At 63.3% G+C, this 24,107-nt stretch carries 20 protein-coding genes and 1 tRNA gene; 10 read left to right on the top strand and 11 right to left on the bottom strand.

Annotated features, from left to right (window positions below; all coding sequences use genetic code 11):
- Positions 1-46: 46 nt before the first annotated feature.
- The 4 genes from lon to tig all read right to left on the bottom strand — a co-directional run bounded on the left by lon (position 47) and on the right by tig (position 6,241).
- Positions 47-2,470 carry an endopeptidase La gene (gene lon, locus NCT32_RS06820; RefSeq protein WP_061117374.1) on the bottom strand — a complete coding sequence of 808 codons (2,424 nt, stop codon included), beginning with the start codon at positions 2,468-2,470 and terminating at the stop codon, positions 47-49.
- Between the two features lie 186 nt (positions 2,471-2,656).
- Positions 2,657-3,928: an ATP-dependent Clp protease ATP-binding subunit ClpX gene (gene clpX, locus NCT32_RS06815; RefSeq protein WP_035498697.1), complete on the bottom strand. Its 1,272-nt coding sequence runs from the start codon at positions 3,926-3,928 to the stop codon at positions 2,657-2,659.
- Positions 3,929-4,102: 174 nt separating this feature from the next.
- Positions 4,103-4,756 (bottom strand): ATP-dependent Clp endopeptidase proteolytic subunit ClpP, encoded by a 654-nt coding sequence (gene clpP / locus NCT32_RS06810; RefSeq protein WP_008349755.1) that lies wholly within the window; start codon positions 4,754-4,756, stop codon positions 4,103-4,105.
- A gap of 138 nt (positions 4,757-4,894) precedes the next feature.
- Positions 4,895-6,241: a trigger factor gene (gene tig, locus NCT32_RS06805; protein WP_061117375.1), complete on the bottom strand. Its 1,347-nt coding sequence runs from the start codon at positions 6,239-6,241 to the stop codon at positions 4,895-4,897.
- A 529-nt stretch (positions 6,242-6,770) separates the two neighbouring features.
- Here tig and NCT32_RS06800 point away from each other — a divergent pair.
- Positions 6,771-7,919 carry a glycerate kinase gene (locus NCT32_RS06800; protein WP_250490011.1) on the top strand — a complete coding sequence of 383 codons (1,149 nt, stop codon included), beginning with the start codon at positions 6,771-6,773 and terminating at the stop codon, positions 7,917-7,919.
- Positions 7,920-7,932: 13 nt separating this feature from the next.
- Here NCT32_RS06800 and NCT32_RS06795 read toward each other — a convergent pair whose 3' ends face one another.
- Both NCT32_RS06795 and NCT32_RS06790 read right to left on the bottom strand, forming a co-directional pair.
- Complete coding sequence (locus NCT32_RS06795) at positions 7,933-9,372, bottom strand: PepSY domain-containing protein (protein ID WP_250490010.1); 1,440 nt, start codon at positions 9,370-9,372, stop codon at positions 7,933-7,935.
- Between the two features lie 205 nt (positions 9,373-9,577).
- A complete protein-coding gene (locus NCT32_RS06790) occupies positions 9,578-9,988 on the bottom strand; it encodes a DUF2946 domain-containing protein (protein WP_061117377.1) in 411 nt (136 codons plus the stop codon).
- A gap of 283 nt (positions 9,989-10,271) precedes the next feature.
- On the opposite strand from NCT32_RS06790, the gene NCT32_RS06785 reads away from it, so the two are divergent.
- Positions 10,272-10,358: transfer RNA gene (locus tag NCT32_RS06785), tRNA-Leu, on the top strand.
- A gap of 59 nt (positions 10,359-10,417) precedes the next feature.
- Here NCT32_RS06785 and NCT32_RS06780 read toward each other — a convergent pair.
- Positions 10,418-10,609, bottom strand: a complete 192-nt coding sequence (locus NCT32_RS06780) for a hypothetical protein (RefSeq protein WP_250490009.1) — start codon at positions 10,607-10,609, stop codon at positions 10,418-10,420.
- Between the two features lie 369 nt (positions 10,610-10,978).
- Between NCT32_RS06780 and NCT32_RS06775 the strand changes: the two genes are divergently transcribed.
- The gene (locus NCT32_RS06775) at positions 10,979-11,821 is read left to right on the top strand and encodes a squalene/phytoene synthase family protein (RefSeq protein WP_061117378.1); all 843 of its coding nucleotides are present in this window, start codon (positions 10,979-10,981) and stop codon (positions 11,819-11,821) included.
- On the opposite strand, the gene NCT32_RS06770 is transcribed toward NCT32_RS06775, so the two are convergent.
- A complete protein-coding gene (locus NCT32_RS06770) occupies positions 11,818-12,732 on the bottom strand; it encodes a DUF1501 domain-containing protein (RefSeq protein ID WP_061117379.1) in 915 nt (304 codons plus the stop codon). The genes NCT32_RS06775 and NCT32_RS06770 overlap by 4 nt on opposite strands.
- A 15-nt stretch (positions 12,733-12,747) precedes the next feature.
- Positions 12,748-13,113: a hypothetical protein gene (locus NCT32_RS06765; RefSeq protein ID WP_061117380.1), complete on the bottom strand. Its 366-nt coding sequence runs from the start codon at positions 13,111-13,113 to the stop codon at positions 12,748-12,750.
- Positions 13,114-13,357: 244 nt separating this feature from the next.
- On the opposite strand from NCT32_RS06765, the gene ompR reads away from it, so the two are divergent.
- The 4 genes from ompR to NCT32_RS06745 all read left to right on the top strand — a co-directional run bounded on the left by ompR (position 13,358) and on the right by NCT32_RS06745 (position 16,864).
- The gene (gene ompR / locus NCT32_RS06760; RefSeq protein ID WP_008349770.1) at positions 13,358-14,083 is read left to right on the top strand and encodes a two-component system response regulator OmpR; all 726 of its coding nucleotides are present in this window, start codon (positions 13,358-13,360) and stop codon (positions 14,081-14,083) included.
- Positions 14,084-14,144: 61 nt separating this feature from the next.
- Complete coding sequence (locus tag NCT32_RS06755) at positions 14,145-15,509, top strand: ATP-binding protein (RefSeq protein ID WP_061117381.1); 1,365 nt, start codon at positions 14,145-14,147, stop codon at positions 15,507-15,509.
- A 195-nt stretch (positions 15,510-15,704) separates the two neighbouring features.
- Complete coding sequence (locus NCT32_RS06750; protein ID WP_061117382.1) at positions 15,705-16,253, top strand: peroxiredoxin; 549 nt, start codon at positions 15,705-15,707, stop codon at positions 16,251-16,253.
- Positions 16,254-16,339: 86 nt separating this feature from the next.
- Positions 16,340-16,864, top strand: coding sequence for a carboxymuconolactone decarboxylase family protein (locus NCT32_RS06745; protein WP_061117383.1), 525 nt, complete (start codon positions 16,340-16,342; stop codon positions 16,862-16,864).
- A gap of 39 nt (positions 16,865-16,903) precedes the next feature.
- Here the strand turns inward: NCT32_RS06745 and ispF are convergent, their stop codons facing one another.
- Together ispF and ispD are read right to left on the bottom strand one after the other, a co-directional pair.
- Positions 16,904-17,395 (bottom strand): 2-C-methyl-D-erythritol 2,4-cyclodiphosphate synthase, encoded by a 492-nt coding sequence (gene ispF / locus NCT32_RS06740; protein ID WP_061117384.1) that lies wholly within the window; start codon positions 17,393-17,395, stop codon positions 16,904-16,906.
- A gap of 26 nt (positions 17,396-17,421) precedes the next feature.
- Complete coding sequence (ispD, locus tag NCT32_RS06735) at positions 17,422-18,156, bottom strand: 2-C-methyl-D-erythritol 4-phosphate cytidylyltransferase (protein WP_061117385.1); 735 nt, start codon at positions 18,154-18,156, stop codon at positions 17,422-17,424.
- Positions 18,157-18,282: 126 nt separating this feature from the next.
- Between ispD and mfd the strand changes: the two genes are divergently transcribed.
- The 3 genes from mfd (at position 18,283) to NCT32_RS06720 (ending at position 24,099) form a co-directional block, all read left to right on the top strand.
- Entirely contained in the window at positions 18,283-21,756 is a 3,474-nt protein-coding gene (gene mfd, locus NCT32_RS06730; protein WP_061117386.1) for a transcription-repair coupling factor, read from the top strand.
- A 91-nt stretch (positions 21,757-21,847) separates the two neighbouring features.
- The gene (argE, locus tag NCT32_RS06725) at positions 21,848-23,074 is read left to right on the top strand and encodes an acetylornithine deacetylase (protein WP_061117387.1); all 1,227 of its coding nucleotides are present in this window, start codon (positions 21,848-21,850) and stop codon (positions 23,072-23,074) included.
- A 20-nt stretch (positions 23,075-23,094) separates the two neighbouring features.
- Positions 23,095-24,099 carry a threonine/serine dehydratase gene (locus NCT32_RS06720; protein WP_061117388.1) on the top strand — a complete coding sequence of 335 codons (1,005 nt, stop codon included), beginning with the start codon at positions 23,095-23,097 and terminating at the stop codon, positions 24,097-24,099.
- Positions 24,100-24,107 lie beyond the last annotated feature (8 nt).

Genomic DNA, 24,107 nt, shown 5'->3' with positions numbered 1-24,107 from the left:
AGCTTCGATCACACGACACGGCGATGAACCGTGTTGCAGGAAGCGCTCAGTGCTTCACGACCTCGCCCGGTGCAGGCGCGTCCTTCTGCTGTTCGGCCGCGACCGGCGTCGCCTTCGCTTCGTCTTCAGGCAACGACTCCGGCGTACGTTCGAGCGCCAGTTCCAGCACGCGATCGATCCAGCGAACCGGCACGATCTCGATGGCGTTCTTCACGTTGTCGGGAATCTCGGCCAGATCCTTCGTGTTCTCCTCGGGGATCAGCACGAGCTTGATGCCGCCGCGATGCGCCGCCAGCAGCTTTTCCTTCAACCCGCCGATCGGCAGCACTTCGCCGCGCAACGTGATTTCGCCCGTCATCGCAACATCGGCGCGAACCGGAATGCCCGTCAACACCGACACCAGGGCCGTGGTCATCGCGATACCGGCGGACGGACCGTCCTTCGGCGTCGCGCCTTCCGGCACGTGGATGTGAATGTCCTTCTTCTCGAACGACTCATCCGTGATGCCGAGACGACGCGAACGCGAGCGAACCACCGAACGCGCCGCTTCGACGGATTCCTTCATGACGTCGCCGAGCGAACCCGTGCGGATCACGCCGCCCTTGCCGGGCATCACCGCTGCTTCGATCGTCAGCAGATCGCCGCCGACTTCCGTCCATGCAAGGCCCGTTACCTGACCGATCTGGTTGTCCTTCGCGGCCAGACCGAAGTCGTACTTGCGCACGCCGAGGAAGGTGTCGAGGTTGGAGCCATCGACCTTCACGGCGCCTTCGGCCTTCTTCAGCAGCAACATCTTCACGACCTTGCGGCAAATCTTCGACACTTCACGCTCGAGCGAACGTACGCCCGCTTCACGCGTGTAGTAACGAATGATGTCGCGGATGGCTTGTTCCGTGACGTCGATTTCGCCGTCCTTCAGCCCGTTGTTGCGCTTCTGCTTCGGCAGCAGGTAACGCGTCGCGATGCTGACCTTCTCGTCTTCCGTGTAACCCGACAGGCGGATGACTTCCATCCGGTCGAGCAGCGGCGGCGGAATGTTCAGCGAGTTCGACGTCGCCACGAACATTACGTCCGACAGGTCGAAGTCCACTTCGATGTAGTGGTCCGCGAACGTGTGGTTCTGTTCCGGGTCGAGCACTTCGAGCAACGCAGAGGCAGGATCGCCGCGGAAATCCATGCCCATCTTGTCGACTTCGTCGAGCAGGAAGAGCGGATTGCGTACGCCTACCTTCGCGAGGCTTTGCAGGATCTTGCCGGGCATCGAGCCGATATACGTACGACGGTGACCGCGAATCTCGGACTCGTCATGCACGCCGCCCAACGCCATGCGCACGAACTTGCGGTTCGTCGCACGCGCGATCGACTGGCCGAGCGAGGTCTTGCCGACGCCGGGAGGCCCGACGAGGCACAGGATCGGCGCCTTCACCTTCTCGACGCGTTGTTGAACCGCGAGGTACTCCAGAATGCGTTCCTTCACTTTCTCGAGGCCGAAGTGGTCTTCATCCAGCACGCGCTCGGCGTTCGAGAGGTCGTTGTTGACCTTGCTCTTCTTGCGCCACGGCAGGCCGATCAGCGTGTCGATGTAATTGCGCACGACGGTCGCTTCCGCGGACATCGGCGACATGAGCTTCAGCTTCTTCAGCTCGGCATCGGCCTTCTTCTTGGCTTCCTTCGGCATGCGCGCGGCGGTGATGCGTTTCTCGAGTTCTTCGAGGTCCGCGCCCTCTTCGCCTTCGCCCAGTTCCTTCTGGATGGCCTTGACCTGTTCGTTCAGGTAGTACTCGCGCTGGCTCTTTTCCATCTGGCGCTTCACACGCCCACGAATGCGCTTCTCGACCTGAAGGATGTCGATTTCGGCTTCGAGCTGGGCGAGCAAATGCTCCAGGCGCTCGATCACAGGGAACATCTCGAGGATGTGCTGCTTCTGATCGAGCTTGAGCGGCAGATGCGCGGCGATGGTGTCGGCAAGACGACCCGCTTCGTCGATACCCGACAGCGACGTCAGGATCTCCGGCGGAATCTTCTTGTTGAGCTTCACGTACTGATCGAACTGGGAAACAATCGCGCGGCGCAGCGCTTCGGTTTCAGCGCTGTCAGCGTGATCCGGCTCGAGCGGCATCACATCGCATGAAAACTGCGTTTCCTGCTCTTCGATCGAGAGCGTCTTCGCGCGCTGCAGCCCTTCGACGAGCACTTTTACGGTGCCGTCAGGCAGCTTCAGCATTTGCAGGATGTTGGCGACACACCCTACTTCGTACATGTCCTTTTCGGTCGGCTCATCTTTCGCCGCCGTTTTCTGGGCGACGAGCATGATGTGCTTGCCGCCTTCCATCGCGGCTTCGAGGGCCTTGATCGACTTGGGCCGCCCGACGAAGAGCGGAATCACCATATGCGGGAAAACGACTACGTCGCGCAGCGGGAGCAACGGCAGCGTAATGCGTTCCTGCGGGAGGAGTTGGGTTCCTGACATTTCATTTCCCCATTAATGGAATCAATTCAATCGTAAGTAAGGCCGTTCAGAGCTATTGCAAGCCTTTATCGGAAGGGAAAAGTCGTTAGTCAAAGATCGCGTCAGTAACGTCCACAAGATAAACCGAAAAAAATAAAAGGCCGTTCACGTCGCCATGAACGGCCTTTCGCCGACACACAGCCTGCTTCAGTTCGATCCTGCTACTTTCGGTGCGTCTTCGTAGATGAGGAGCGGCTTGCCGTCGCCGTCGATCGTGTTGTCGTCGACGATCACCTTCGAAACGCCCTTCATGGTCGGCAGTTCGTACATCACGTCGAGCAACGCCTGTTCCAGAATCGAACGCAGGCCGCGCGCGCCGGTCTTGCGGCGAATCGCCTTCTGCGCGATGGCCTGCAGCGCAGCCGGACGGATTTCCAGTTCCACGCGTTCCATCGCGAAGAGCTTGTGATACTGCTTCACGAGCGCGTTCTTGGGCTCGATCAGGATCTTCACGAGCGCGGCTTCGTCGAGCTTGCCGAGCGTCGCCACGACGGGCAGACGGCCGATCAGCTCCGGAATCAGACCGAACTTGATCAAATCCTCAGGCTCGACTTCACGCAGCACTTCGCCCGCATCGCGATCCTGCTTGCTCTTCACGCTTGCGCCGAAACCGATCCCAGTCTTCTCGGTGCGATCCGTGATGACCTTTTCGAGTCCGTCGAACGCGCCGCCGCAGATGAACAGGATGTTGGTTGTATCGACCTGGATGAAATCCTGATTCGGGTGCTTGCGTCCGCCTTGCGGCGGCACCGATGCCATCGTGCCTTCGACGAGCTTGAGCAAAGCCTGCTGCACGCCCTCGCCCGACACGTCGCGCGTGATGGACGGGTTGTCAGACTTGCGGCTGATCTTGTCGATCTCGTCGATGTAAACGATTCCGCGCTGCGCCTTGTCGACTTCGTAGTTGCAGTTTTGCAGCAGCTTCTGAATGATATTCTCGACGTCCTCGCCGACATAGCCGGCTTCGGTCAGCGTCGTTGCATCCGCGATCACGAACGGCACGTTCAGCATGCGCGCGAGCGTCTGCGCGAGCAGCGTCTTGCCCGAGCCGGTCGGCCCGATCAAGAGAATATTGCTCTTCGACAGCTCGATCTCGTCTTTCTTGTCGAGATGCTTGAGCCGCTTGTAATGGTTGTACACGGCCACCGCGAGAATTTTCTTCGCGCGTTCCTGGCCAATGACGTACTGATTGAGGATATCGCTGATTTCCTGCGGGCTCGGCAGGTCGGACCTGGTCAGCCCGGCCTCCTCCGCCGCACCCGCTGCCTCGTCGCGAATGATCTCGTTGCACAGATCGATACATTCATCACAGATGAACACCGACGGCCCAGCAATGAGCTTCTTCACCTCATGCTGGCTTTTTCCGCAGAACGAGCAATACAGCAGCTTTTCGCTGCTGGAACCTTTTTTGTCCGCCATAAATGTGTAAGCCTCCGGACACTCTTGTTACATGATACGCCCTTCGATTCGACGACGCAGATTCGCACCTGGAGGTCGAACGAAGCGCGTTTTGGCGTTGCGCCGCATGCGCGACTTCGCATTGCTGGCCGGTATCCGTCTCCGAGCACCGGCGCGGCGCCGCTCCGGACGCCTTCAGGGACGCTTGTGAAGCACCTGGTCGACGAGGCCGTAAGCTTGTGCGTCGTCGCCCGACATGAAGTTGTCGCGATCCGTGTCGCGCGCAATGCGCTCGACCGGCTGCCCCGTGTGATGCGACAGCAACTGATTCAACCGCTCCTTCAGGTACAGGATTTCCCGCGCCTGAATTTCGATGTCCGATGCCTGACCGCGCGCGCCGCCGAGCGGCTGGTGAATCATCACGCGCGCGTTCGGCAGCGCGACGCGCTTGCCCTTCGCGCCCGCTGCCAGCAGGAACGCGCCCATGCTCGCGGCGAGACCCATGCACAGCGTGGAAACATCGGGCTTCACGAACTGCATGGTGTCGTAGATCGCCATGCCGGCCGAAACGGAACCGCCAGGGCTGTTGATGTACAGGCTGATGTCCTTGTCCGGGTTCTCGCTTTCGAGAAACAGCAGTTGCGCGACGACGAGGTTCGCCGACTGGTCATTCACCTCGCCGACGAGAAACACCACGCGCTCCTTGAGGAGACGCGAATAAATGTCATAGGCTCGCTCGCCGCGGCCGCTCGTTTCCACGACCATCGGAACGAGGCCGAGCGCCTGGGCTTCGAAGTCCCGCGGTGCGTGGGACGCCAACGTATCGAGCAATTCAGCGCGAAAGGTCATGCAATTTCCTTGTTCGGAATAGGGATACTGAACGACAAAGGAACATCCACTAGAACGGCATGCAAACGCCCAACTTTAATGCAAAAAAGGCGTGCGGGCCGTCAGTCCGACGACTCCGCACGCCCCTTGCTCAACGCGTCAGGCTTGCGCCGTTGCGCTGGCCAGTTCCTCGAAGCTGACTTCCTTGTCGGTCACCTTGGCCTTGCCCAGGACGAAATCGACGACGTTGCTTTCCACGACGTACGCTTCCATCTCGGCGAGGCGCTGCTGGTTCGAATAATACCAGCGGACGACTTCCTTCGGGTCTTCGTAGCTCTTGGCGAATTCGTCCACTTCAGCGCGGATCTGTTCGGGCTTCGCCTGCAGTTCGTTGGCCTTCACCAGCTCGGCCAGCACGAGGCCCAGCTTCACGCGGCGCTCGGCCTGCTCGGCGAACATTTCAGCCGGAATCGGCGCGTCGGCGGCGTTCGGCACGCCGCGTTGCTGCAGGTCCTGGCGCGCCATTTCGACGAGACGCTGCTGATCCTGCTCGATCAGCGCCTTCGGCACGTCCAGTTCGGAGATCTTCAGGAGCGCGTCCATGACCTGGTTTTTCACGATCTGCTGCGTGCGGCGCTTCGCTTCACGCTCCAGGTTGTCCTTGATCTCGGTGCGCATCTTCGTGAGATCGCCGTCTTCGATGCCGAGCGATTTCGCGAAATCCGCGTTGATTTCCGGCAGATGCGGCCACTCGATTTTCTTGACCGTGATCGTGAACTGCGCCGTCTTGCCCGCGACGTCCTTGCCGTGGTAGTCCTCAGGGAACTTGAGATCGAACTCGCGCGTTTCGCCGACCTTCAGGCCCGTCGCGGCCTGCTCGAATTCGGGGAGCATGCGGCCTTCGCCCAGCACGAATGCGAAGTCCTGTGCGCTGCCGCCTTCGAACGCGACGCCGTCGATCTTGCCGACGAAGTCGAGCGTCACGCGGTCGCCGTCGGCCGCTGCGGTGCTCGGGCCGCCGTCGCCGTGCTCGCCCGCTTCGCCGCGCGCGTGAAAGTGCACGCGCTGCTTGCGCAGGATGTCCAGCGTGCGATCGACTTCAGCTTCGGAGATGGTGGTGACCGTGCGTTCGATTTCAGCGTTCGCCACATCGCCCAGTTTCACTTCGGGGTAGACCTCGAAGGTCGCGTCAAACGCGTAGGCGTCAGCTGCGACTTCCGACTTCGGCGCGAAGCTCGGCTGGCCCGCAACACGCAGGTTTTCCGCGCGCGTGACGTCGAAGAATTCCTTGCCGACCTTGTCGCTCAGCACTTCTGCCTCGACCTGGCCGCCGTACTGCTGCGTCACCATCTTGAGCGGCACCTTGCCCGGGCGGAAGCCCGGCATGCGCACGTTCTTGGCCAACTGGCGGATGCGCGAATCCACTTCCTTCTGCACCGTGTCTTTCGGCAGGGAAATCGTCACGCGGCGTTCGAGCTTGCCGAGGTTCTCAACTACGTTAGCCATGGCTGAAATCGTCCTAGATTAAATCGTAAAATTCGGTGTTCGGTTCTTCCGCGGTTCTAAAGGCGCGGGTCCGGATGCGGGCTCTGCGTGAGCCGGCCGTAATCGACGCCTGGCGCCGAAAGACGCGCGCTAAAACGCGTCTCGCGGGAGTGCCGGAACGTCGCCCGACACAGTGTCAGTCAACAGAGCCGGGTATTTTAGCAAACTATTCGGGGCGGCCCCGCCGACTAATTTGGCAACACGCCGTTTCGGCGCGATTTGCGTCGAAAAGTGCCCGTTTCGCAGCCAGATTTCGGCGTAAGTCCGCGTTTTTCGGACGCGCTCGTACGCGCACAATTCCGGCTATCCGCGCGCGGCTATTTTGCGGCGCAACGCGCGCTGATAAGCTTGCCGGCGCATGATTCACGCGACGAACGCCCTCGCCGTGCAATCCATTGCTGCAAGGCATGGAGCGCATGCAACAAGCGAATAAATTGAGGCACGCCGCGGTTTTTCAACGGTCCTTTCACACCAGAACATTTGAGACACCATGCCTAACGCCATGTCTGCCGCTCCCGTAGTTGTCATCGCTCCCGATTCCTTCAAGGGCTCGCTTTCCGCGGAAGGTGTCGCGAACGCCATCGCGGAAGGCATCAGGCGCGCACGGCCCGATGCCGACATCCGCATCCGCCCGATGGCCGATGGCGGCGAAGGCACGCTCGACGCGATGCTCTCGGCGGGCGGCGGGCGCCGCATGCTCAACGTGCGCGGCGCGGCCGCCGCGCGCCGCGATGCCGCGACCGGCCTGCTCGACGATGGCGGCGCGATCATCGAGACGGCGGAAGTCGTCGGCATCACCGATCCGGATGGCATGGCCGTGCCGGTCACCGAGCGCAGCACGCTCGGCATGGGCGAGGCGATTCGTGCGCTGCTCGATTCCGGCGCGCGCAAGTTCTACATCGCGCTCGGCGGCAGCAGCACGAACGACGGCGGCGCGGGCCTGCTCGTGGGCCTCGGGCTCAAACTCTTCGATGCGGCCGGCCAGGCCCTCGATCCGGTGCCGTCGGCGCTCGCGCAGATCGCGCGCATCGATGCGTCGGGACTCGATCCGCGTGTGAAGGATGCGGAGTTCGTCGGCATGTCGGATGTCGATAATCCGCTCACCGGCGACCACGGCGCGACCGCGATTTTCGGTCCGCAGAAAGGCGTGACGCCCGAACAAGTGGCGACGATCGACGCCGCCCTCGCCCATTTCGCCGATCTCCTCGAACCCGCGATGGGCGTCGTGAAGCGCAACGAACCCGGCGCGGGCGCGGCGGGCGGACTCGGCTTCGCGCTGCACATGCTCGGCGCGCGCTTCGAGACGGGCGCGGAAGTAGTCGCGCGCGAAATCGGCCTCGATGCCGCGCTCGAAGGCGCGAACTGGCTGATCACGGGCGAGGGCCGCTCGGACGTCCAGACGCTGCACGGCAAGGCGCCCTTCATCGCCTGCAAGCACGCACGCGATCAGGGCGTGCCGGCGTCGCTGCTCTCGGGCGCGGTCGATTCGGCCGCGCTGCCGCGGCTCTCCGAATTCTTCAGCGGCTGCTTCTCGCCCGCGCCGGGCCCGATCACGCTCGATACGGCGATTCGCGACGCCGCACGGCTGCTCGCAAACGAAGCCGAGCAACTCACGCGGCTCAAATTCGGCTCGATCTGAGCGTCGGAAACCGCTAGAAGGCCGCGCGGCTCCTGCCGAAAGCGAGGCGGTCGATGCACCAGACGGCGAGCATCGTCGCGCCCATCAGCGGGAAAATCACGCCCAGCAAGGTCAGGCCGCCGCGCCACGTGCGCATCGGCGGCCGCTTGACCGGCCGTGCCGGTGCGCCGAGCTCACGCGCGGGCCGACGCTTCCACCACATGACGAAGCCCGTCACGGCGAGCGCCGCCAGCCCGAGCGAGATCGTGGAGCAGACGACCTGGTTCGCGAGCCCGAAGTAACGTCCCATATGCAGCGACGTCCCGTACGAGATCCATTGCGCGACTCGTCCGTAGCTCGCGTAATCGATGTCGGACAGCACGCGGCCGCTGTATTGATCGATGTGAAGCGTGCGTTCGGCGCGCGGATCGGCGGGGAAATACGATACCGTGTAGACGCCCGTCGGCTTGTCGGGCAGCGCGATGCCGTAGTCGTCGGCAATACCGTTTTTCGCGGCGAGCGCGATCACGTCGTCGACCGACACCCGCGCGGCCGGCGACCGCGGGTCGCCGCTATCCGGCACGGTCGTCGCACCGACGGCCCACGGTGTCTGATGCAGCGGCAGATCGTCCATCTTCATGTGCATGCCGTGCAGCGCGTCTTCGTCCGTGTTCTTCGATGCGGCGCCCGGCGCGGCCGAATGCACATGCGCTTCGCCCCACGCGCCCTTCGGATAGCCGAGCGACGCGGAGGTCGCGAGCGCCTTGAACTCCTTGCCCCACGATCCCGACCACGGCAGCCCGGAAAGCACGAAGAACAGCGCGCCGATGGCGAGCCAGATGCCGCCCACCGCGTGTAGATCGCGCCACCACGCGCGTCCTTGCAGCGACAGACGCGGCAGCCACACGCCGCCCTGCCGCGCATTCGATCGGCTGGGCCACCACAGCGCGATGCCCGTGCCGATCATCACGAGCGTCCAGCAGCCCGCCAGCTCCATGACGAGTTCGCCGGTCTTTCCGAGCATCAGTCCGCGATGCAGAGTGCGCACCTGCTTCATCAATCGATGCTCGACGGAGAGTGTGCCGAGGACCGTGCCGTCATAGGGGTTCACATACACGCTTTCGCTCTCGCCCGATGGAAGGCGAAAGACGAACTCGGCGCTGCGCGTGCGATCGGCGTCGATCTGCGCAAGCGTCGGCACGGCGCCGCGCGGCTCGCGCGCGGCGGCCTTCGCGAGCAGGACGTCGCGGGAAAGCTGGGGGCCGTGCGTATCCGCGACGATCATCCGGTCGCGATACAGAAGCGGCTCGATCTGCGGCTGAAAGCAGTAGATCGTTCCGGTGATCGCGAGCACGATGAGCAGCGGCATCACGAAGAGTCCTGCATAGAAATGCCAGCGCCAGAGCGTGCGACGATGCGCGATGACCTCCGCGTTCGACGCTGCTGCCGGAGCGTTCAGGTTGGATGCAAGCATGGCGATTTTGGTTGAATGTGTGCGGTTCAGTTGAAGAGCATCGGATGCCAATGCGAACTTCGAATGTGATCGAGCGCCCTGGTGGAGCGCGTGCGCGTTGCGCGGGCGCCATGCGCCTGCAGCGGTATCGGCAGGCATGCGCACGAATGCGCGTCGGCTGCGCTCGTGCGCGCGGCGAACGCCAGACGATCGACGAAGGATAGCTTCAGGAGATTGCGGGAGGCGCGCGCGGGCTCGCGGCGTTGAAGGATTTCGAAGCGACGGGATCGGCGCTCGCAAACGCCGGAGCGCGCGTGACGCGTTCGATCAATGCGACGCCATGCGCGACGCCCGTGCCGATGGGCAGGTTGTGCGCAAGCAGTCCGCAGTAAGAGCAGGCGTCGAAGTGATTCGGTGCGTCGTGATGGCCCGTCTGCGCCGTATGGTCTTGCCCGGCCGCGTGATGCCCTTCGTGCGCATCCGTTGCGGATGAATCGACTGCGCACAGGATCGCTTGCGGGTCGCTCGCGGCGTTGCGTGCGTCGAGCGTCTGGCTGATGACCGGCGCGACGATCGCGAGCCACATGGCGGCAATGCCGAGCCATGCGACGAAGCGATTGCGCGCGTTGCGAGTCATGAGAGGAAGGTCGGGTGTGGAGACGGACGAATGAACGAGATTGTAGGCAGCCGCTCGAGAAGCGGCAATCTTCCGGCGTGTATGTCCGGGATCGGCGCTTGCGCGCGCTTACAAGCCGATCCGCAAGCCGCTCCGCAGCGCAAAAAAGCGTTGACGCAATTTCGCAGACATCGCCAGATGAATCGGTTAGAATCTCGGGCTTGGCACAGTGGACCGGTGCCTGACACGGCGGCATCGCCGGGCGCGGGTCATCACCGAACAAGCCCAGAGCGCCTGCCGTGCTGCGAGGATGGCGAAATTGGTAGACGCACCAGGTTTAGGTCCTGACGCCCGCAAGGGTGTGGGGGTTCGAGTCCCCCTCCTCGCACCACAACGAAACCCCTTTCATCGGCAAAGGGGTTTTTCGTTTTGGAGCCGGGCTTTCGTCAATCAGATGCCGCTGTCGCCCAGCCCGATCGCCATCACCTCGCCTTTCGCCTGCGAGCGGCCCGCGAAGTCGATGCCCGCCCTGTGCATCACCCGCCTTATCTCATCCGGTATCTGCTCGCTCGCGCGGACAGCGGCGATCGGCCGATCGACGTGCGACAAGAACCGCCGCACGCACGTCGGCTGCCAGATCACGAAGACGTTGAGCGGACACGTGAGCTTGCGTCGGCACGGCGGTTGGCGGTGATATGCAGGGCTGTCGTCGGCGAGACGTGCATCTGCCTCGCACACACGCGAAAGTCGAAGCCGGAATCCGTCGCCACGCTTCTCATGCGGCCATGGATGCCTCTTGGCTGCGCGCGCAGATGGAGTCGATTGCCGCAGTCTTGCGCACGCGAAGCGCAGCGTCATTGGCTCGGCGCACAATCTTGCGGCGAACACCGGGCGGCAGCGAACCCGCGCCTTGCCGGATAAAATGAGCGTTCGTGCGTCGGTCCGCCGCGTGACGAACCGCAAGACGACACCCCACGACGCCTTCCTTTCGAACTCCCACAAGCCCCGTTCGTGAATTTCGACGACTATTGCCAGCAAAAGGCCGCCCCTGAAGGGTCGGGCACGTACTACGCGCTGCGCCGCGCGCCGGCCGCGAGTCAGCCGCTTCTGACCGCGCTCTACGCGCTCTATCGCGAACTCGAAGAGACCGTGAAGGAAACCAGCGATCCGACCATCGGCCGTACGAAGCACGCCTGGTGGCAGAGCGAGCTCGGCCGGCTCGATGGCGGCGAGCCGACGCACCCGGTCACCAAAGCGTTGCAGGCGCATGCGGGCGATGCCGCGCATCCGGTTCTGGACGATGCCGGGCGCGCGTCGCTCGCCGCGGTCGTCGACGGTTTCGGCATGGACCTGGATCAGGCGCGCTATCTAGACTGGCCCGGTTTCAAGCGTTATCTCGATCAGACGGGCGGCGCGTTCGCGACGGCGCTTGCACGTGCGAGCGCGCGCGATCCGGACCAGGCCGACGCGTGGTCCGCCCCGCTCGGTTCGGCGCTGCTGCTCGCCGAGCGCGTTCAGGAGGTCGGCGGCGATGCGCGCAACGGCCGCATCTATATCCCGATCGACGAGTTGCAGCGCTTCAGCGTGACGGCCGCCGACGTCATCAATCGCAAGTACGGCGATGCCTTCACGGATCTCATGCGCTTTCAGACCGGCCGCGCCCGGCAAGCGCTCAACGATGCATTGGACGCCATTCCCGCTTCGGAACGCGCGACGCAGCGCGTGTTGCGCGCGCAGGCCGCGTTGTCGCTCGCGCTTTTCGACGAGATCGAACGCGAAAACTTTCAGGTGCTGCATCAACGCATCGCGCTCACGCCGATCCGCAAGTTGTGGATCACATGGCGCACGCGTTAGACGCGAAGAATCGGTAGCGGCTCGAAGCGGGCTCCAAGGATCGATGCGGAACCGCTTTGCCAACATGCGTCGAGGACCATCGCATACAGTCTTCTGAAGTCGATGCCGACGGGCAAGCCGCCGTCCGCGTCGAGTCGATCGAGTCGTGGCGGCATGCCGAACAGGCCGCCGCGCACGCCTCCACCCATTAGGAAATGCGCCGCAGCCGCGCCGTGGTCCGTGCCGCCCGCGGCATTCTCGCGCGCGGCGCGTCCGAATTCCGAACGCGTCATCACGAGCGTGCGGGCCCACGCGCCGGACGCGATCAACGACGCGCGCAGCGATGCGAGTCCTTCAGCCAGCCGGGCAAGACACGCCGCATGCCGACGCGCCTGATTCTCGTGCGTATCGAAGCCGTGCAGCGCGAGGCGGACGACGTTGACTTCGTGAGACGAGGCGCGCGCGACGGCGTCGCATGCGGCGTTGAACGTCGCAACCTCGGTGATGACGCTCACGCGATCGAGCCAGCCATCGGCACGATATTCATCCGCGTGCGACGCGGTATCCCAGATCTGGCGCGAGCGGTAATGCGACCGGTTGGGCGCGTCATAGCCAACCCCCTGCACGATCGCCAGATCGTTCGCGCGCCACGCGCTCATCAACGGCGACAGCGACGGATGCAAGGCCGTGCGGATATCGAGCGGCAATGCCTGATCTCTGGATATCGCGAGATTGGGCCTCACTGCGCGATACAGAGGATCGGCAAAAGGAATGACGGTGTTCAGCCCGTCGTTGCCGCCGTCGAGATCGACGAGCACGAGCGAGCGAATGAAAGAGGAAGAACCGGAATGTGCGATAGCGAACGCTTCCCCTGCGCTGCCCGCACAACCCGCGAAGGCGCCGGCAATCGAGAGGAATTGACGTCGGTTCATCGCGGGTCGCGCCGCTTACCGCTTGTAGAGATCGCGCACCGCTTCTTCGATGTGCTGCCTTAGGAGACGCCGCTCGTCAGCGGTCATTACCGTGTGACGCGGCGGGCGCGCGGGCGGTGTCTGATCGACCTGCTGGATAGGCTGCATGGCCGGCGTTTTCGGATCGTGGCTCGAAGGAGCCGAGCTTTTACTCACGCGTTGCTGGGCGCGAATCATGCGGCCATCGAAACGATTCGGTGAACCGGTGATGCCGCGATCGAAGCCCGCCGACTGTGCATAGACGTGAGGTGTGCTCAGTACTGCGTAGAGCGCACTGGCAAGAAGTGTCTTTCTGAAGATGCGCTCGGTGCGCACGGGTCCGCGCTGCCGCGCTCCCTTCATGTTGTTCCCTTCGTTGCTCGACAACCGGACAGCCTCATTCTTTTCGCGCGCGTCGCGCCATGGCTTGGTCGGGCCGCATGACGCGCTGGTCTAATGGAGTATCTACCGAATGGCGGGCTTAGGTAAAGCAGTGTACGCACCAAACCCTTAGGCCGTGCCACAGGCTCCGTAAATTTTGTAACCAACTGTTACACTTGCTTTTGTTACAAACTCGGCGTTTGATCAAACGCGCTAAGATGCCGCCATGGAAACCAAGAACCCTTCAAAAATTCTCGTCGTCGACGACGATCCGCGCCTGCGCGATCTGCTGCGGCGCTACCTCGGTGAACAGGGCTTCAACGTGTACGTCGCAGAAAACGCACCGTCGATGAACAAGCTCTGGGTGCGCGAGCGTTTCGATCTGCTCGTGCTCGATCTGATGCTGCCCGGCGAAGACGGCCTTTCCATCTGCCGGCGTCTGCGCGGCAGCAACGATCGCACGCCGATCATCATGCTCACCGCGAAGGGTGAAGATGTCGATCGCATCGTCGGACTCGAAATGGGTGCGGACGACTATCTGCCGAAGCCATTCAATCCGCGCGAGCTCGTCGCGCGCATTCATGCGGTGCTGCGTCGCCAGACGCCGTCCGAATTGCCGGGCGCGCCGTCGGAAACCACTGAAGTGTTCGAGTTCGGCGAATTCGCCCTGAATCTCGCGACGCGCACGCTCACGAAAAATGGCCAGGAAATTCCGCTGACCACCGGCGAGTTTTCGGTGCTGAAGGTGTTTGCGCGTCATCCGCGTCAGCCGCTCTCGCGCGAAAAGCTGATGGAGCTTGCGCGCGGACGTGAATATGAAGTGTTCGACCGGAGTCTCGACGTGCAGATCTCGCGTCTGCGCAAGCTGATCGAGCCCGACCCCAGCAGCCCGCGTTTCATTCAGACTGTATGGGGCCTGGGCTACGTCTTCATTCCCGACGGCGCAGCCTGATCGACACTGAGCGAGTTTCGCCACGCTTTCTCCCCTCTACCGAGCTGAACCCGACAGACCCATGCGCATCGACAGGCGGCTACTGGCGCTCGCGTTCGGCGGCCTGTTCTGGCGAACCTTCGCGCTGATCGCGCTGCTCATCGCCGTCAGTCTCACGGCGTGGTTTCAGAGCTTTCGCGTGATCGAGCGCGAACCGCGCGCACAGCGCGTGGCGCTCCAGCTCGTCGCCGTGGTCAAGCTCACGCGCACCGCCCTGCTCTACTCCGACCCCGATCTGCGTCGCGCGCTGCTTCAGGATCTGGAGAGCAACGAGGGCGTGCGTGTGTATCCGCGCGAGACCACCGATAAATACAAGCTGCAACCCGACGAATCGCTCAACCGGCTGATTGAGCGCGACGTGCGCGGCCGGCTCGGCAACGAGACGATCATCGCGCAATCGGTGAACGACATTCCGGGCGTCTGGATCAGCTTCAAGATCGACGACGACGATTACTGGGTCGCGCTCGACCGCGATCAGCTCGACACCGTCACCGGCCTGCAATGGGCCGGCTGGGGCGTGTTCGCACTCGCGCTGTCGCTGTTCGGCGCGGCGTTCATCACGAGTCTCGTGAACCGGCCATTCGCGCGCCTCGCGCTCGCAGCGCGCAAGGTCGGCTCGGGGCAGTCGCCGGAGCCCTTGCCCGAGCGCGGCATGGGCGTCGCAGCTGAAACGAATCGAAGCTTCAACCAGATGGTGCAGGATCTCGAGCAGCTCGAAGCGGATCGCGCCCTGATGCTCGCGGGCATTTCGCACGACTTGCGCACGCCGCTTGCACGCCTGCGTCTCGAGACGGAAATGAGCCCGTCGGACGAAGCGACCAAGCTCGCGATGATCGACGACATCGAGCAGATGGACATGATCATCGGCCGCTTCCTGGACTACGCGCGGCCGATGCAGCGCATGCCCGAAGCGGTGGATCTTTCGATGATCGCAAGCGAGCTTGCCGCGCGCTTTCAGGCCGACGACGGCGTCGTGATGCGCACCGATCTCGCGCAGGGCGCCGTGATCGAAGGCGATCCGACAGATGCCCGCCGCGTCGTCGGCAATTTGCTCGAGAACGCGCGCAAGTACGGACGTAGCGAGCAGGACGACATAGCACGCATCACGCTGCAGACGCGGGTCGCGCATGGCAAGGTGGAACTTTCCGTGATGGACGAAGGCCGCGGCATTCCCGACGATCAGGTCGCGCTCATCACACGCCCGTTCTATCGCGTCGATACTGCGCGCACGCAGGCGAACGGCACGGGTCTCGGCATGGCCATCGTTCAGCGCCTGGTCACGCGTCAACGCGGCACTTTGCGGCTGCGCAACCGCACCCCGCTTCCCGGCTTCGAAGTGACCATCGATTTCCCGCCGATGAAAGGCGGCGCGCGCTTCGACGGTTAGACTTGGCTCCCGTCGACGGTTTCGTCAGAATCTATCCGACTCGTTAGTTAAAAACTATTGAGTTGATTTTTTAAATAAAGTTAAGATGAACCGGGTTAACGCTCGAGGTCTGGCATGAAAGTGTCACGCGAGCGTTATGGCGATCCAGTAGTTTGGCTGAGCTTGTCCTTTCAACGATTTCACAGGAGTTACTGCATGAAGACCGTTGGCGATAAAGTCGAAGCATTCACCGTCACCGCTGCGAAGCCGGGTTTCAATCATCACGAAGAAAACGGCCAGTCCGCTTTCGAGGAAATCACCGAACAGTCATTCCCTGGCAAGTGGAAGATCATCTACTTCTATCCGAAGGACTTTACGTTCGTGTGCCCAACGGAAATCGTCGAGTTCGCGAAGCTGGCGAAGGACTTCGAGGACCGCGACGCGGTGCTGCTCGGCGGCAGCGTCGATAACGAGTTCGTCAAGCTGGCATGGCGCCGCGAGCACAAGGATTTGAACAGGCTGAACCACTACGCTTTCGGCGACGTGAAAGGCGAACTGATCGACCAGCTGGGCGTGCGCGACAAGGAAGCCGGCGTTGCGCTGCGCGCGACCTTCATCGTCGATCCGGACAACGTCATCCAGCATGTGTCCGTCAACAACCTGAACGTGGGCCGCAGCCCGGAAGAAGTCCTGCGTATTCTCGACGGCTTGCAAACGGACGAACTGTGCCCGTGCAACCGCGCGGTCGGCGGCTCGACGCTGTAAGCGTTTCTCATGCCGCAAAGCCCGCTCTCGGCCGAGTGTCCTCGGCCGCGGCGGGCTTTTTTAACGCCATCGAACTGGAGAAAACAATGGAATTCCTGTCTGCGATCAAGGAACTCGTGCCCGACTACGCGAAGGATATTCGCCTGAACGTGGACGGTACGATTGCCCGCTCGTCGCTCGAAGGCAATGATGCGGTCGGCGTCGCGCTTGCCGCCGCCTATGCCGCGAAGGCGACGAAGCTCACCAGCATCATCCGCAACGCGGGCGTACTGTCGCCGGAGGAGACCAACGCCGCGCTGACCGCCGCCGCGCTGATGGGCATGAACAACGTCTGGTATCCGTATCTGGAAATGGCCGACAACGCGGATCTCAGGACGCAGCCCGCCGGCCTGCGCATGAATGCCTATGCATCGCACGGCGGCGTCGACAAGCGGCGCTTCGAGATGTACGCGCTGGCGGCATCGATCATCGGCAAGTGCCACTTCTGCGTGAAGTCGCACTACGAGAATCTCGTGGCAGAGGGCATGTCGACGACGCAACTGCGCGATGTCGGCCGCATCGCGGCGGTGATCAACGCCGTGGCGCTGACGATCGAAGCGGAAAAGAGTTGAATCTTCGAAGACGCCACGGCTCGACAGCGCGGCGTCGTTTTATCCGTCGATCGACGTCCGGCGCAGCAGCACCGCCGCTTGCGCCTCGATGCCCTCCTTGCGGCCGAGATAGCCCAGCTTCTCGTTCGTTTTGGCCTTGACGTTCACGCGGTCGATCGAGAGATCGAGGTCCGCGGCGATGTTCGCGCGCATCGCATCGATATGCGGTGATAGCTTCGGCGCCTGCGCGATGACCGTGCTGTCCACGTTCGCGATGGCGAATCCGGCTTCCGACACGCGCTTGAACGCCTCGCGCAGCAGCACGCGGCTGTCCGCGCCGGCGAATTCGGTTGCCGTATCCGGAAAATGCCGGCCGATATCGCCGAGCGAAGCCGCACCGAACAGCGCATCGGTGATCGCGTGCAGAAGCACGTCGGCGTCGGAATGGCCGAGCAGGCCGCGCTCATAGGGAATCGTCACGCCGCCGATGATGAGCGGGCGGCCCTCGACGAGCTGGTGGACGTCGTACCCTTGTCCGATTCTGAAATCCATCGATTCAAACCTTGGTTGAGTGTGAGTCAGGCGTTCGCGGAAAGGAACGCGCCCGCGAGCGCGAAATCTTCCGGATAAGTCACCTTGAAGTTGCGCAGGCTGCCCTGAACCAGCTTCGGCGAATGCCCGAGCCATTCGACGGCACTCGCTTCGTCCGTCAGGTCGTGCCCGTCGTGGCGCGCACGTTCGATCGCTTCGCGCAACATGCCGAGCCGGAACATCTGCGGCGTCTGCGCCTGCCACAGTCCGTCGCGCGATTCCGTGCGCGCGATGCGCGCTTCGCTTTCGCCGGCAGCGGACGGCACATCGGGCATGTTCGGTGCGACGCGCTTCAACGTATCCGCGAGCGGCAGGGCGAGAATACCGCCGACCGTATCATCGCGCAGTTCCGCGACAAGTTTGCGAATCAGCTCCGGCGTGATGCCGGGGCGCGCAGCGTCGTGCACGAGAACCCAGTCGTCCTCGCGCGCGCCGAATTTCGCGAGCGCGATGAGCCCGTTGTACACCGACGCCTGCCGCGAGGCGCCGCCGCAGCGCTCCACCGCGAAACGCAGTCCGGCGAAGCGGCGGGCGTCGAAATGGTTGTCGTCCGGTGCGAGCACGACGAGTGTCTGCGAGAATTCGGAGCACGCGTCGAACGCTGCGAGCGAATACGCGAGCATCGGGCGGCCCGCGACAGTCTGGTATTGCTTCGGCATCGGCGCGCCGGATCGGCTGCCGGTTCCGGCGCAGGGAATCAGTGAGAACAGGCGCGAAGTCACGGGCGAATAATGTGGGCAAGTCAAAGTTGAAGCCCGGATTTTATAATAGGTCCTTCGCGACCACGTCCCGCACACGTCGGTTCGACTCCCGAACCCGCGTTCGCCGGACGGCTCCACGCACACTCTATGCCTTCCAAAGCCGTCAACGCGCAGTCCAGTTCTCCCATCGCGCTCGTAAAGCCGGGCCAGCGCTTCGTCTTCGACGGCGCCTCCGGCTCCGCCGATGCGCTCGCCATCGCTCGCTATCACGCCGCGTATCGCGAGAAGGTGCCGCTTTTGACGGTCGTGACCGCGGGCGCCGTCGATGCGCAGCGTCTCGCCGCTGAAATTCCCTTCTTCGCGCCGGACGCGCGCGTGCGGCTGCTGCCCGACTGGGAAACGCTGCCGTACGACACCTTCTCGCCGCACCAGGATCTCGTGTCCGAGCGTCTCGCGACGCTGCACGATCTGGGCGAAGGCCGCTGCGACATCCTCATCGTGCCCGCGACGACGGCGCTCTATCGCATGCCGCCCGCGTCGTTTCTCGCGGCCTACACGTTTTCGTTCACACAGGGCGAGCGCCTGAACGAGGCGAAGCTCAAGGCGCAATTGACGCTCGCCGGCTACGAGCACGTGAGCCAGGTCGTGCGGCCGGGCGAATACTGCGTGCGCGGCTCGCTCATCGATCTGTATCCGATGGGCTCGGCGCTGCCCTATCGCATCGACTTGTTCGACGATCAGGTCGACTCCATCCGCGCGTTCGATCCCGACACGCAGCGCAGCCTCTACCCCGTGCGCGACGTGCGCCTGCTGCCGGGCCGCGAATTTCCGTTCGACGAAGCCGCGCGCACGGCGTTTCGCAGCCGCTGGCGTGAAGTCTTCGAGGGCGATCCGAGCCGCTCGCAGATCTACAAGGACATCGGCAACGGCGTGCCGTCGGCGGGCATCGAATACTATCTGCCACTATTTTTCGACGAAACCGCGACGCTCTTCCACTATCTGCCGGAAGGGTCGCAGCTCGCGTTCGTCGGCGACATGGACGCGGCGATCAAACGCTTCACGAACGACACGAAGCAGCGCTACGACTTTCTCCGGCACGACCGCGAACGGCCTTTGCTCGAACCGCGCCGGCTCTTTCTGACCGACGACGATTTCTTCACGTTCGCAAAACCGTTCGCGCAACTGAAATTCCCGAGCACGCCTGAAGGCGGCTGGGCGGTGCCGCTGCCGGGGCTCGCCATCGACCGTCACGCCGACGAACCGCTGCTCGCGCTGCGCCATTATCTGGAGCAAACCGAGAACCGCGTGATGCTCGTCGCGGAATCGGCGGGACGGCGCGAAACGATGCAGCAATTGCTCGCGGATAACGGCCTGCGCGGCGAGTCGCGCGACACGTTCCAGGAATGGCTCACGAGCGACGGCAAGTTCACGCTCGGCATCGCGCCTCTGTCGAACGGTTTCGCGCTGCCGCTCGAGAAGCTCTCGATCATCACCGAGACGGAGCTGTACGGGCCGCTCGCACGCCGCGCGGGACGACGTCGCCAGGAGCAGGCGAGCAACGTCGATTCGATGGTCCGCGATCTGGCCGAGCTGAAGGTCGGCGATCCCGTCGTCCATGCGCAGCACGGCATCGGCCGCTACATGGGCCTCGTGTCGATGGATCTGGGCGAAGGCGAAACCGAATTCCTGCATCTCGAGTATCAGAACGACTCGAAGCTGTACGTGCCGGTTGCGCAGTTGCACGTGATCTCGCGCTATAGCGGCGCGGACCCGGAAAGCGCACCGCTGCACACGCTCGGCTCGGGCCAGTGGGAAAAGGCCAAGCGAAAGGCTGCACAGCAGATCCGCGATACTGCCGCGGAACTCCTCAACCTCTACGCGCGCCGCGCCGCGCGCGAGGGCTACGCGTTCAAGCTCGAACCGCGCGATTACACCAAGTTCGCGGAAAGCTTCGGCTTCGAGGAAACGCCGGATCAGGCGGCGGCGATCGCGGCGGTGATCGGCGACATGACGAGCGGCAAACCGATGGACCGCCTCGTATGCGGCGACGTCGGCTTCGGCAAGACGGAAGTCGCGCTGCGCGCCGCGTTCATCGCCGTCATGGCGGGCAAGCAGGTCGCGATTCTTTCGCCCACTACCCTGCTCGCCGAACAGCACACACAGACCTTCACCGACCGCTTCGCCGACTGGCCCGTGCGCATCGCGGAGCTGTCGCGCTTCAAGAGCGGCAAGGAAGTGTCGACGGCTGTGCAGCAGATCAATGAAGGCTCGGTCGATATCGTCATCGGCACGCACAAGCTCTTGTCGGGCGATGTGAAGTTCAAGCGCCTCGGGCTTGTGATCATCGACGAGGAACACCGGTTCGGCGTGCGGCAGAAGGAAGCGTTGAAGGCGCTGCGCGCCGAAGTCGACGTGCTCACACTCACCGCGACGCCGATTCCCCGCACGCTCGGCATGGCGCTCGAAGGCCTGCGCGATTTCTCCGTGATCGCGACCGCGCCGCAGAAGCGCCTTGCGATCAAGACCTTCGTGCGGCGCGAGGAAGACGGCGTGATTCGCGAAGCGATGCTGCGCGAGCTCAAGCGCGGCGGCCAGGTGTACTTCCTGCACAACGAAGTCGAAACGATCGAGAATCGCCGCACGATGCTCGAAGCGCTGGTGCCCGAAGCGCGCATCGCGGTGGCGCACGGCCAGATGCACGAACGCGAGCTCGAACGCGTCATGCGCGATTTCGTCGGCCAGCGCGCGAACGTGCTGTTGTGCACGACGATTATCGAAACGGGCATCGACGTGCCTAGCGCGAACACGATCCTCATGCATCGCGCGGACAAGTTCGGGCTCGCGCAGTTGCATCAGTTGCGCGGCCGCGTCGGGCGCTCGCATCACCAGGCGTATGCGTATCTGCTCGTCCACGATACGCAGTCGCTGACGAAGCAGGCGCAACGCCGGCTCGAAGCGATCCAGCAGATGGAGGAACTGGGCTCAGGCTTCTATCTCGCGATGCACGACCTCGAAATCCGGGGCACCGGCGAGGTGCTCGGCGACAAGCAATCCGGCGAGATTCACGAGATCGGATTCCAGCTTTACACCGACATGCTGAACGACGCCGTGCGCGCGCTGAAGGAAGGCCGCGAGCCGGATCTGAACGCGCCGCTTGCCGCGACGACCGAAATCAATCTGCACGCGCCCGCTATCCTGCCCGCCGACTACTGCGGCGACGTGCAGGAGCGTCTGTCGCTGTACAAGCGGCTCGCGAACTGCGAATCGAGCGATGCCATCGACGGCATTCTGGAAGAGCTCGTCGACCGTTTCGGCAAGCTGCCGCCGCAAGCGCATGCGCTCGTCGAGACGCATCGGCTGCGACTGGCCGCAAAGCCGCTCGGCATCACGAAGATCGATGCGGCCGAGCAGTCCATCTCGCTGCAGTTCGTCCCGAACCCGCCCGTCGATGGCATGAAGATCATCGAGATGGTTCAGAAGCACAAGCACATCAAGCTCGCGGGGCAGGACAAGCTGCGCATCGAGTCGCGCAGCCCCGATCTCGCGGTGCGGATTTCGACGGTGAAAGAGACGTTGCGGGCGTTGGGCGGCCCGGTGAGGCAGCCGGTTGCCGCGCGGTGATGAGTGCTCGAAACCAAGACCCAAAAGCCTTAGGTGCAGGCCAACACCTAAATTTGGGCTATGATCAAACTCTCCTCGCTGGAGTCAAAAAATGTCACAAACCGCCGATGCGGCGCATCCCAAAGTTCAGTCCGAAAACGAAACGCCGATTTCCCTGGCGTGGATCGAACGCCTAGTCTCGATCGATACCGTCAGCCGCAATCCGAATCTCGGCCTGATCGAAACCGTGCGCGACGCATTGCGCCACGCGGGCATCGAAGCGACCGTCACCAACGATCCGCGCGGTCAGTGGGCGAACCTGTTCGCCACGGTCCCGGCGCACGATGGCGAGACCAACGGCGGGATCGTGCTGTCGGGTCACACCGATGTCGTGCCGGTCGATGGCCAGGACTGGCAGAGCGACCCGTTCAAGCCCGAAGTCCGCGATGGCCTGCTCTACGGCCGTGGCTCGTGCGACATGAAGGGCTTCATCGGCGCGGCGCTCGCGATGCTGCCGAAGATGCAGGCGACGAAGCTCGCGAAACCGATCCACTTCGCGCTGTCGTACGACGAAGAAGTCGGCTGCGCCGGCGCGCCGCGGATGATCGCGGACCTGCAAAAACGCGGCGTGAAGCCGGATGGCTGCATCGTCGGCGAGCCGACATCGATGCGCCCGATCATCGCGCATAAGGGCATCAACACGTATCACTGCTGCGTGCGCGGGTTTGCGGCGCACTCGTCGCTCACGCCGAAGGGGCTGAACGCGATCGAATATGCGGCGCGGCTCATCTGTCACATCCGCGATCTCGTCGACGAGTTCCGCGCGAAAGGTCCGTTCGACGAGCTTTACGACGTGCCCTTCACCACCGGCCAGACGAGTACGATCAAGGGCGGCAACGCGATCAACACCGTGCCCGCCGAATGCAACTTCGAGTTCGAGTTCCGCAATCTGCCGACTATCGATCCGGACGCGATTTTCAGGCGCATCGAGTCGTACGCGCACGAGACGCTGCTGCCGAAGATGCTGAAGGAGCACGGCAACGCGGCCATCGAATTCACCAAGCTCGCGTCCGCACCGGGGCTCGACGCCACCGAACAGGCCGCGATCACGCAGCTCGTGCGCGCGCTCACGCAAAATCAGGAGAAGCACAAGGTTGCCTACGGCACCGAAGCGGGCCTGTTCGCCAACGCGGGCGTGCCTAGCATCGTGTGCGGCCCGGGCAATATCGAGCAGGCGCACAAGGCAAACGAGTATGTGTCGCTCGAACAGCTCGTCCAGTGCGAAGCGTTCCTGGGCAAGTTCATTCACAGCATGTCTATCGAAGCGCAGGCTCGCTGACCTTTTCATAACAAAAAGCCATGTCCACTGCCACGCAGCATTCCGACAACACGATCGACGGCACGCCGATTCCGACGCTCGACGAAATCGCCGAGCAGCACATGGCGCTCACGCCCTGGGTTGCGCGCACGCCGACTTTCGAGCGTCACGATTTTCCGACGCTCGAAGGCACGCCGATCACGTTCAAGTTCGAACTGCTGCAGGCGAGCGGTACGTTCAAGGCGCGCGGCGCGTTCTCGAACATCCTCGCGCTCTCGGACAGCGAACGCTCGGCGGGCGTCACCTGCGTGTCGGCGGGCAATCACGCGGTGGCGGTGGCTTACGCGGCGCAGCGCATGGACGTGGGCGCGAAGGTCGTCATCATCAAGAGCGCGAGTCCGGCGCGTGTCGCGCTGTGCCGGCGCTTCGGCGCGGAGGTCGTCTTCGCGGAAAACGTCGCCGAAGCATTCGATGTCGTGCGGCGAGTGGAAGCGGAAGAAGGACGTGTCTTCATCCATCCGTTCAACGGCTACCGTACGGTGCTCGGCACGGCGACGCTCGGCTATGAGTGGACCTCGCAAGCACCCGATCTCGACGCGGTGATCCTGCCGATCGGCGGGGGCGGCCTGGCCGCGGGCGTATCCACGGCGATGCGTCTCGCGAATCCGTCGTTACACGTGTACGGCGTGGAGCCCGAAGGATCGGACGCAATGAAGCGCAGTTTCGAAGCCAATCACACGATCAAGATGGGCGCGATGCACGGCATCGCCGACTCGCTGATGGCCCCGCACACCGAGCAGTACAGCTATGAGTTGTGCCGGCGGCATATCGATGACATCGTGACCGTGTCGGACAACGAGTTGCGGCATGGCATGCTGCAGCTTTTCAGCGAGCTCAAGCTCGCGGTCGAACCGGCGTGCGCGGCTGCCACGGCCGCCCTGCTCGGCCCGTTGCGCGAACGTCTGCAAGGCAAGCGCGTCGGTGTGCTGTTGTGTGGCACCAATACCGATCCGGCGACCTTCGCGAAGCATCTGGCGAACGCCTGAAAATGCAC

The sequence above is a fragment of the Caballeronia sp. INML2 genome (assembly GCF_023631365.1).
In the GTDB taxonomy this organism is placed as follows: domain Bacteria; phylum Pseudomonadota; class Gammaproteobacteria; order Burkholderiales; family Burkholderiaceae; genus Caballeronia; species Caballeronia turbans.
Note: the sequence above shows the minus strand (reverse complement) of the source record. Positions and strands in the feature narration are given on the sequence as shown.

What these genes read in the sequence shown, in the direction of transcription:
- lon (WP_061117374.1), bottom strand. Translation starts at nt 2,470, where the DNA reads ATGTCAGGAACCCAACTCCTCCCGCAGGAACGCATTACGCTGCCGTTG.
- clpX (WP_035498697.1), bottom strand. Translation starts at nt 3,928, where the DNA reads ATGGCGGACAAAAAAGGTTCCAGCAGCGAAAAGCTGCTGTATTGCTCG.
- clpP (WP_008349755.1), bottom strand. Translation starts at nt 4,756, where the DNA reads ATGACCTTTCGCGCTGAATTGCTCGATACGTTGGCGTCCCACGCACCG.
- tig (WP_061117375.1), bottom strand. Translation starts at nt 6,241, where the DNA reads ATGGCTAACGTAGTTGAGAACCTCGGCAAGCTCGAACGCCGCGTGACG.
- NCT32_RS06800 (WP_250490011.1), top strand. Translation starts at nt 6,771, where the DNA reads ATGCCTAACGCCATGTCTGCCGCTCCCGTAGTTGTCATCGCTCCCGAT.
- NCT32_RS06795 (WP_250490010.1), bottom strand. Translation starts at nt 9,372, where the DNA reads ATGCTTGCATCCAACCTGAACGCTCCGGCAGCAGCGTCGAACGCGGAG.
- NCT32_RS06790 (WP_061117377.1), bottom strand. Translation starts at nt 9,988, where the DNA reads ATGACTCGCAACGCGCGCAATCGCTTCGTCGCATGGCTCGGCATTGCC.
- NCT32_RS06770 (WP_061117379.1), bottom strand. Translation starts at nt 12,732, where the DNA reads ATGAACCGACGTCAATTCCTCTCGATTGCCGGCGCCTTCGCGGGTTGT.
- NCT32_RS06765 (WP_061117380.1), bottom strand. Translation starts at nt 13,113, where the DNA reads ATGAAGGGAGCGCGGCAGCGCGGACCCGTGCGCACCGAGCGCATCTTC.
- ompR (WP_008349770.1), top strand. Translation starts at nt 13,358, where the DNA reads ATGGAAACCAAGAACCCTTCAAAAATTCTCGTCGTCGACGACGATCCG.
- NCT32_RS06755 (WP_061117381.1), top strand. Translation starts at nt 14,145, where the DNA reads ATGCGCATCGACAGGCGGCTACTGGCGCTCGCGTTCGGCGGCCTGTTC.
- NCT32_RS06750 (WP_061117382.1), top strand. Translation starts at nt 15,705, where the DNA reads ATGAAGACCGTTGGCGATAAAGTCGAAGCATTCACCGTCACCGCTGCG.
- NCT32_RS06745 (WP_061117383.1), top strand. Translation starts at nt 16,340, where the DNA reads ATGGAATTCCTGTCTGCGATCAAGGAACTCGTGCCCGACTACGCGAAG.
- ispF (WP_061117384.1), bottom strand. Translation starts at nt 17,395, where the DNA reads ATGGATTTCAGAATCGGACAAGGGTACGACGTCCACCAGCTCGTCGAG.
- mfd (WP_061117386.1), top strand. Translation starts at nt 18,283, where the DNA reads ATGCCTTCCAAAGCCGTCAACGCGCAGTCCAGTTCTCCCATCGCGCTC.
- argE (WP_061117387.1), top strand. Translation starts at nt 21,848, where the DNA reads ATGTCACAAACCGCCGATGCGGCGCATCCCAAAGTTCAGTCCGAAAAC.
- NCT32_RS06720 (WP_061117388.1), top strand. Translation starts at nt 23,095, where the DNA reads ATGTCCACTGCCACGCAGCATTCCGACAACACGATCGACGGCACGCCG.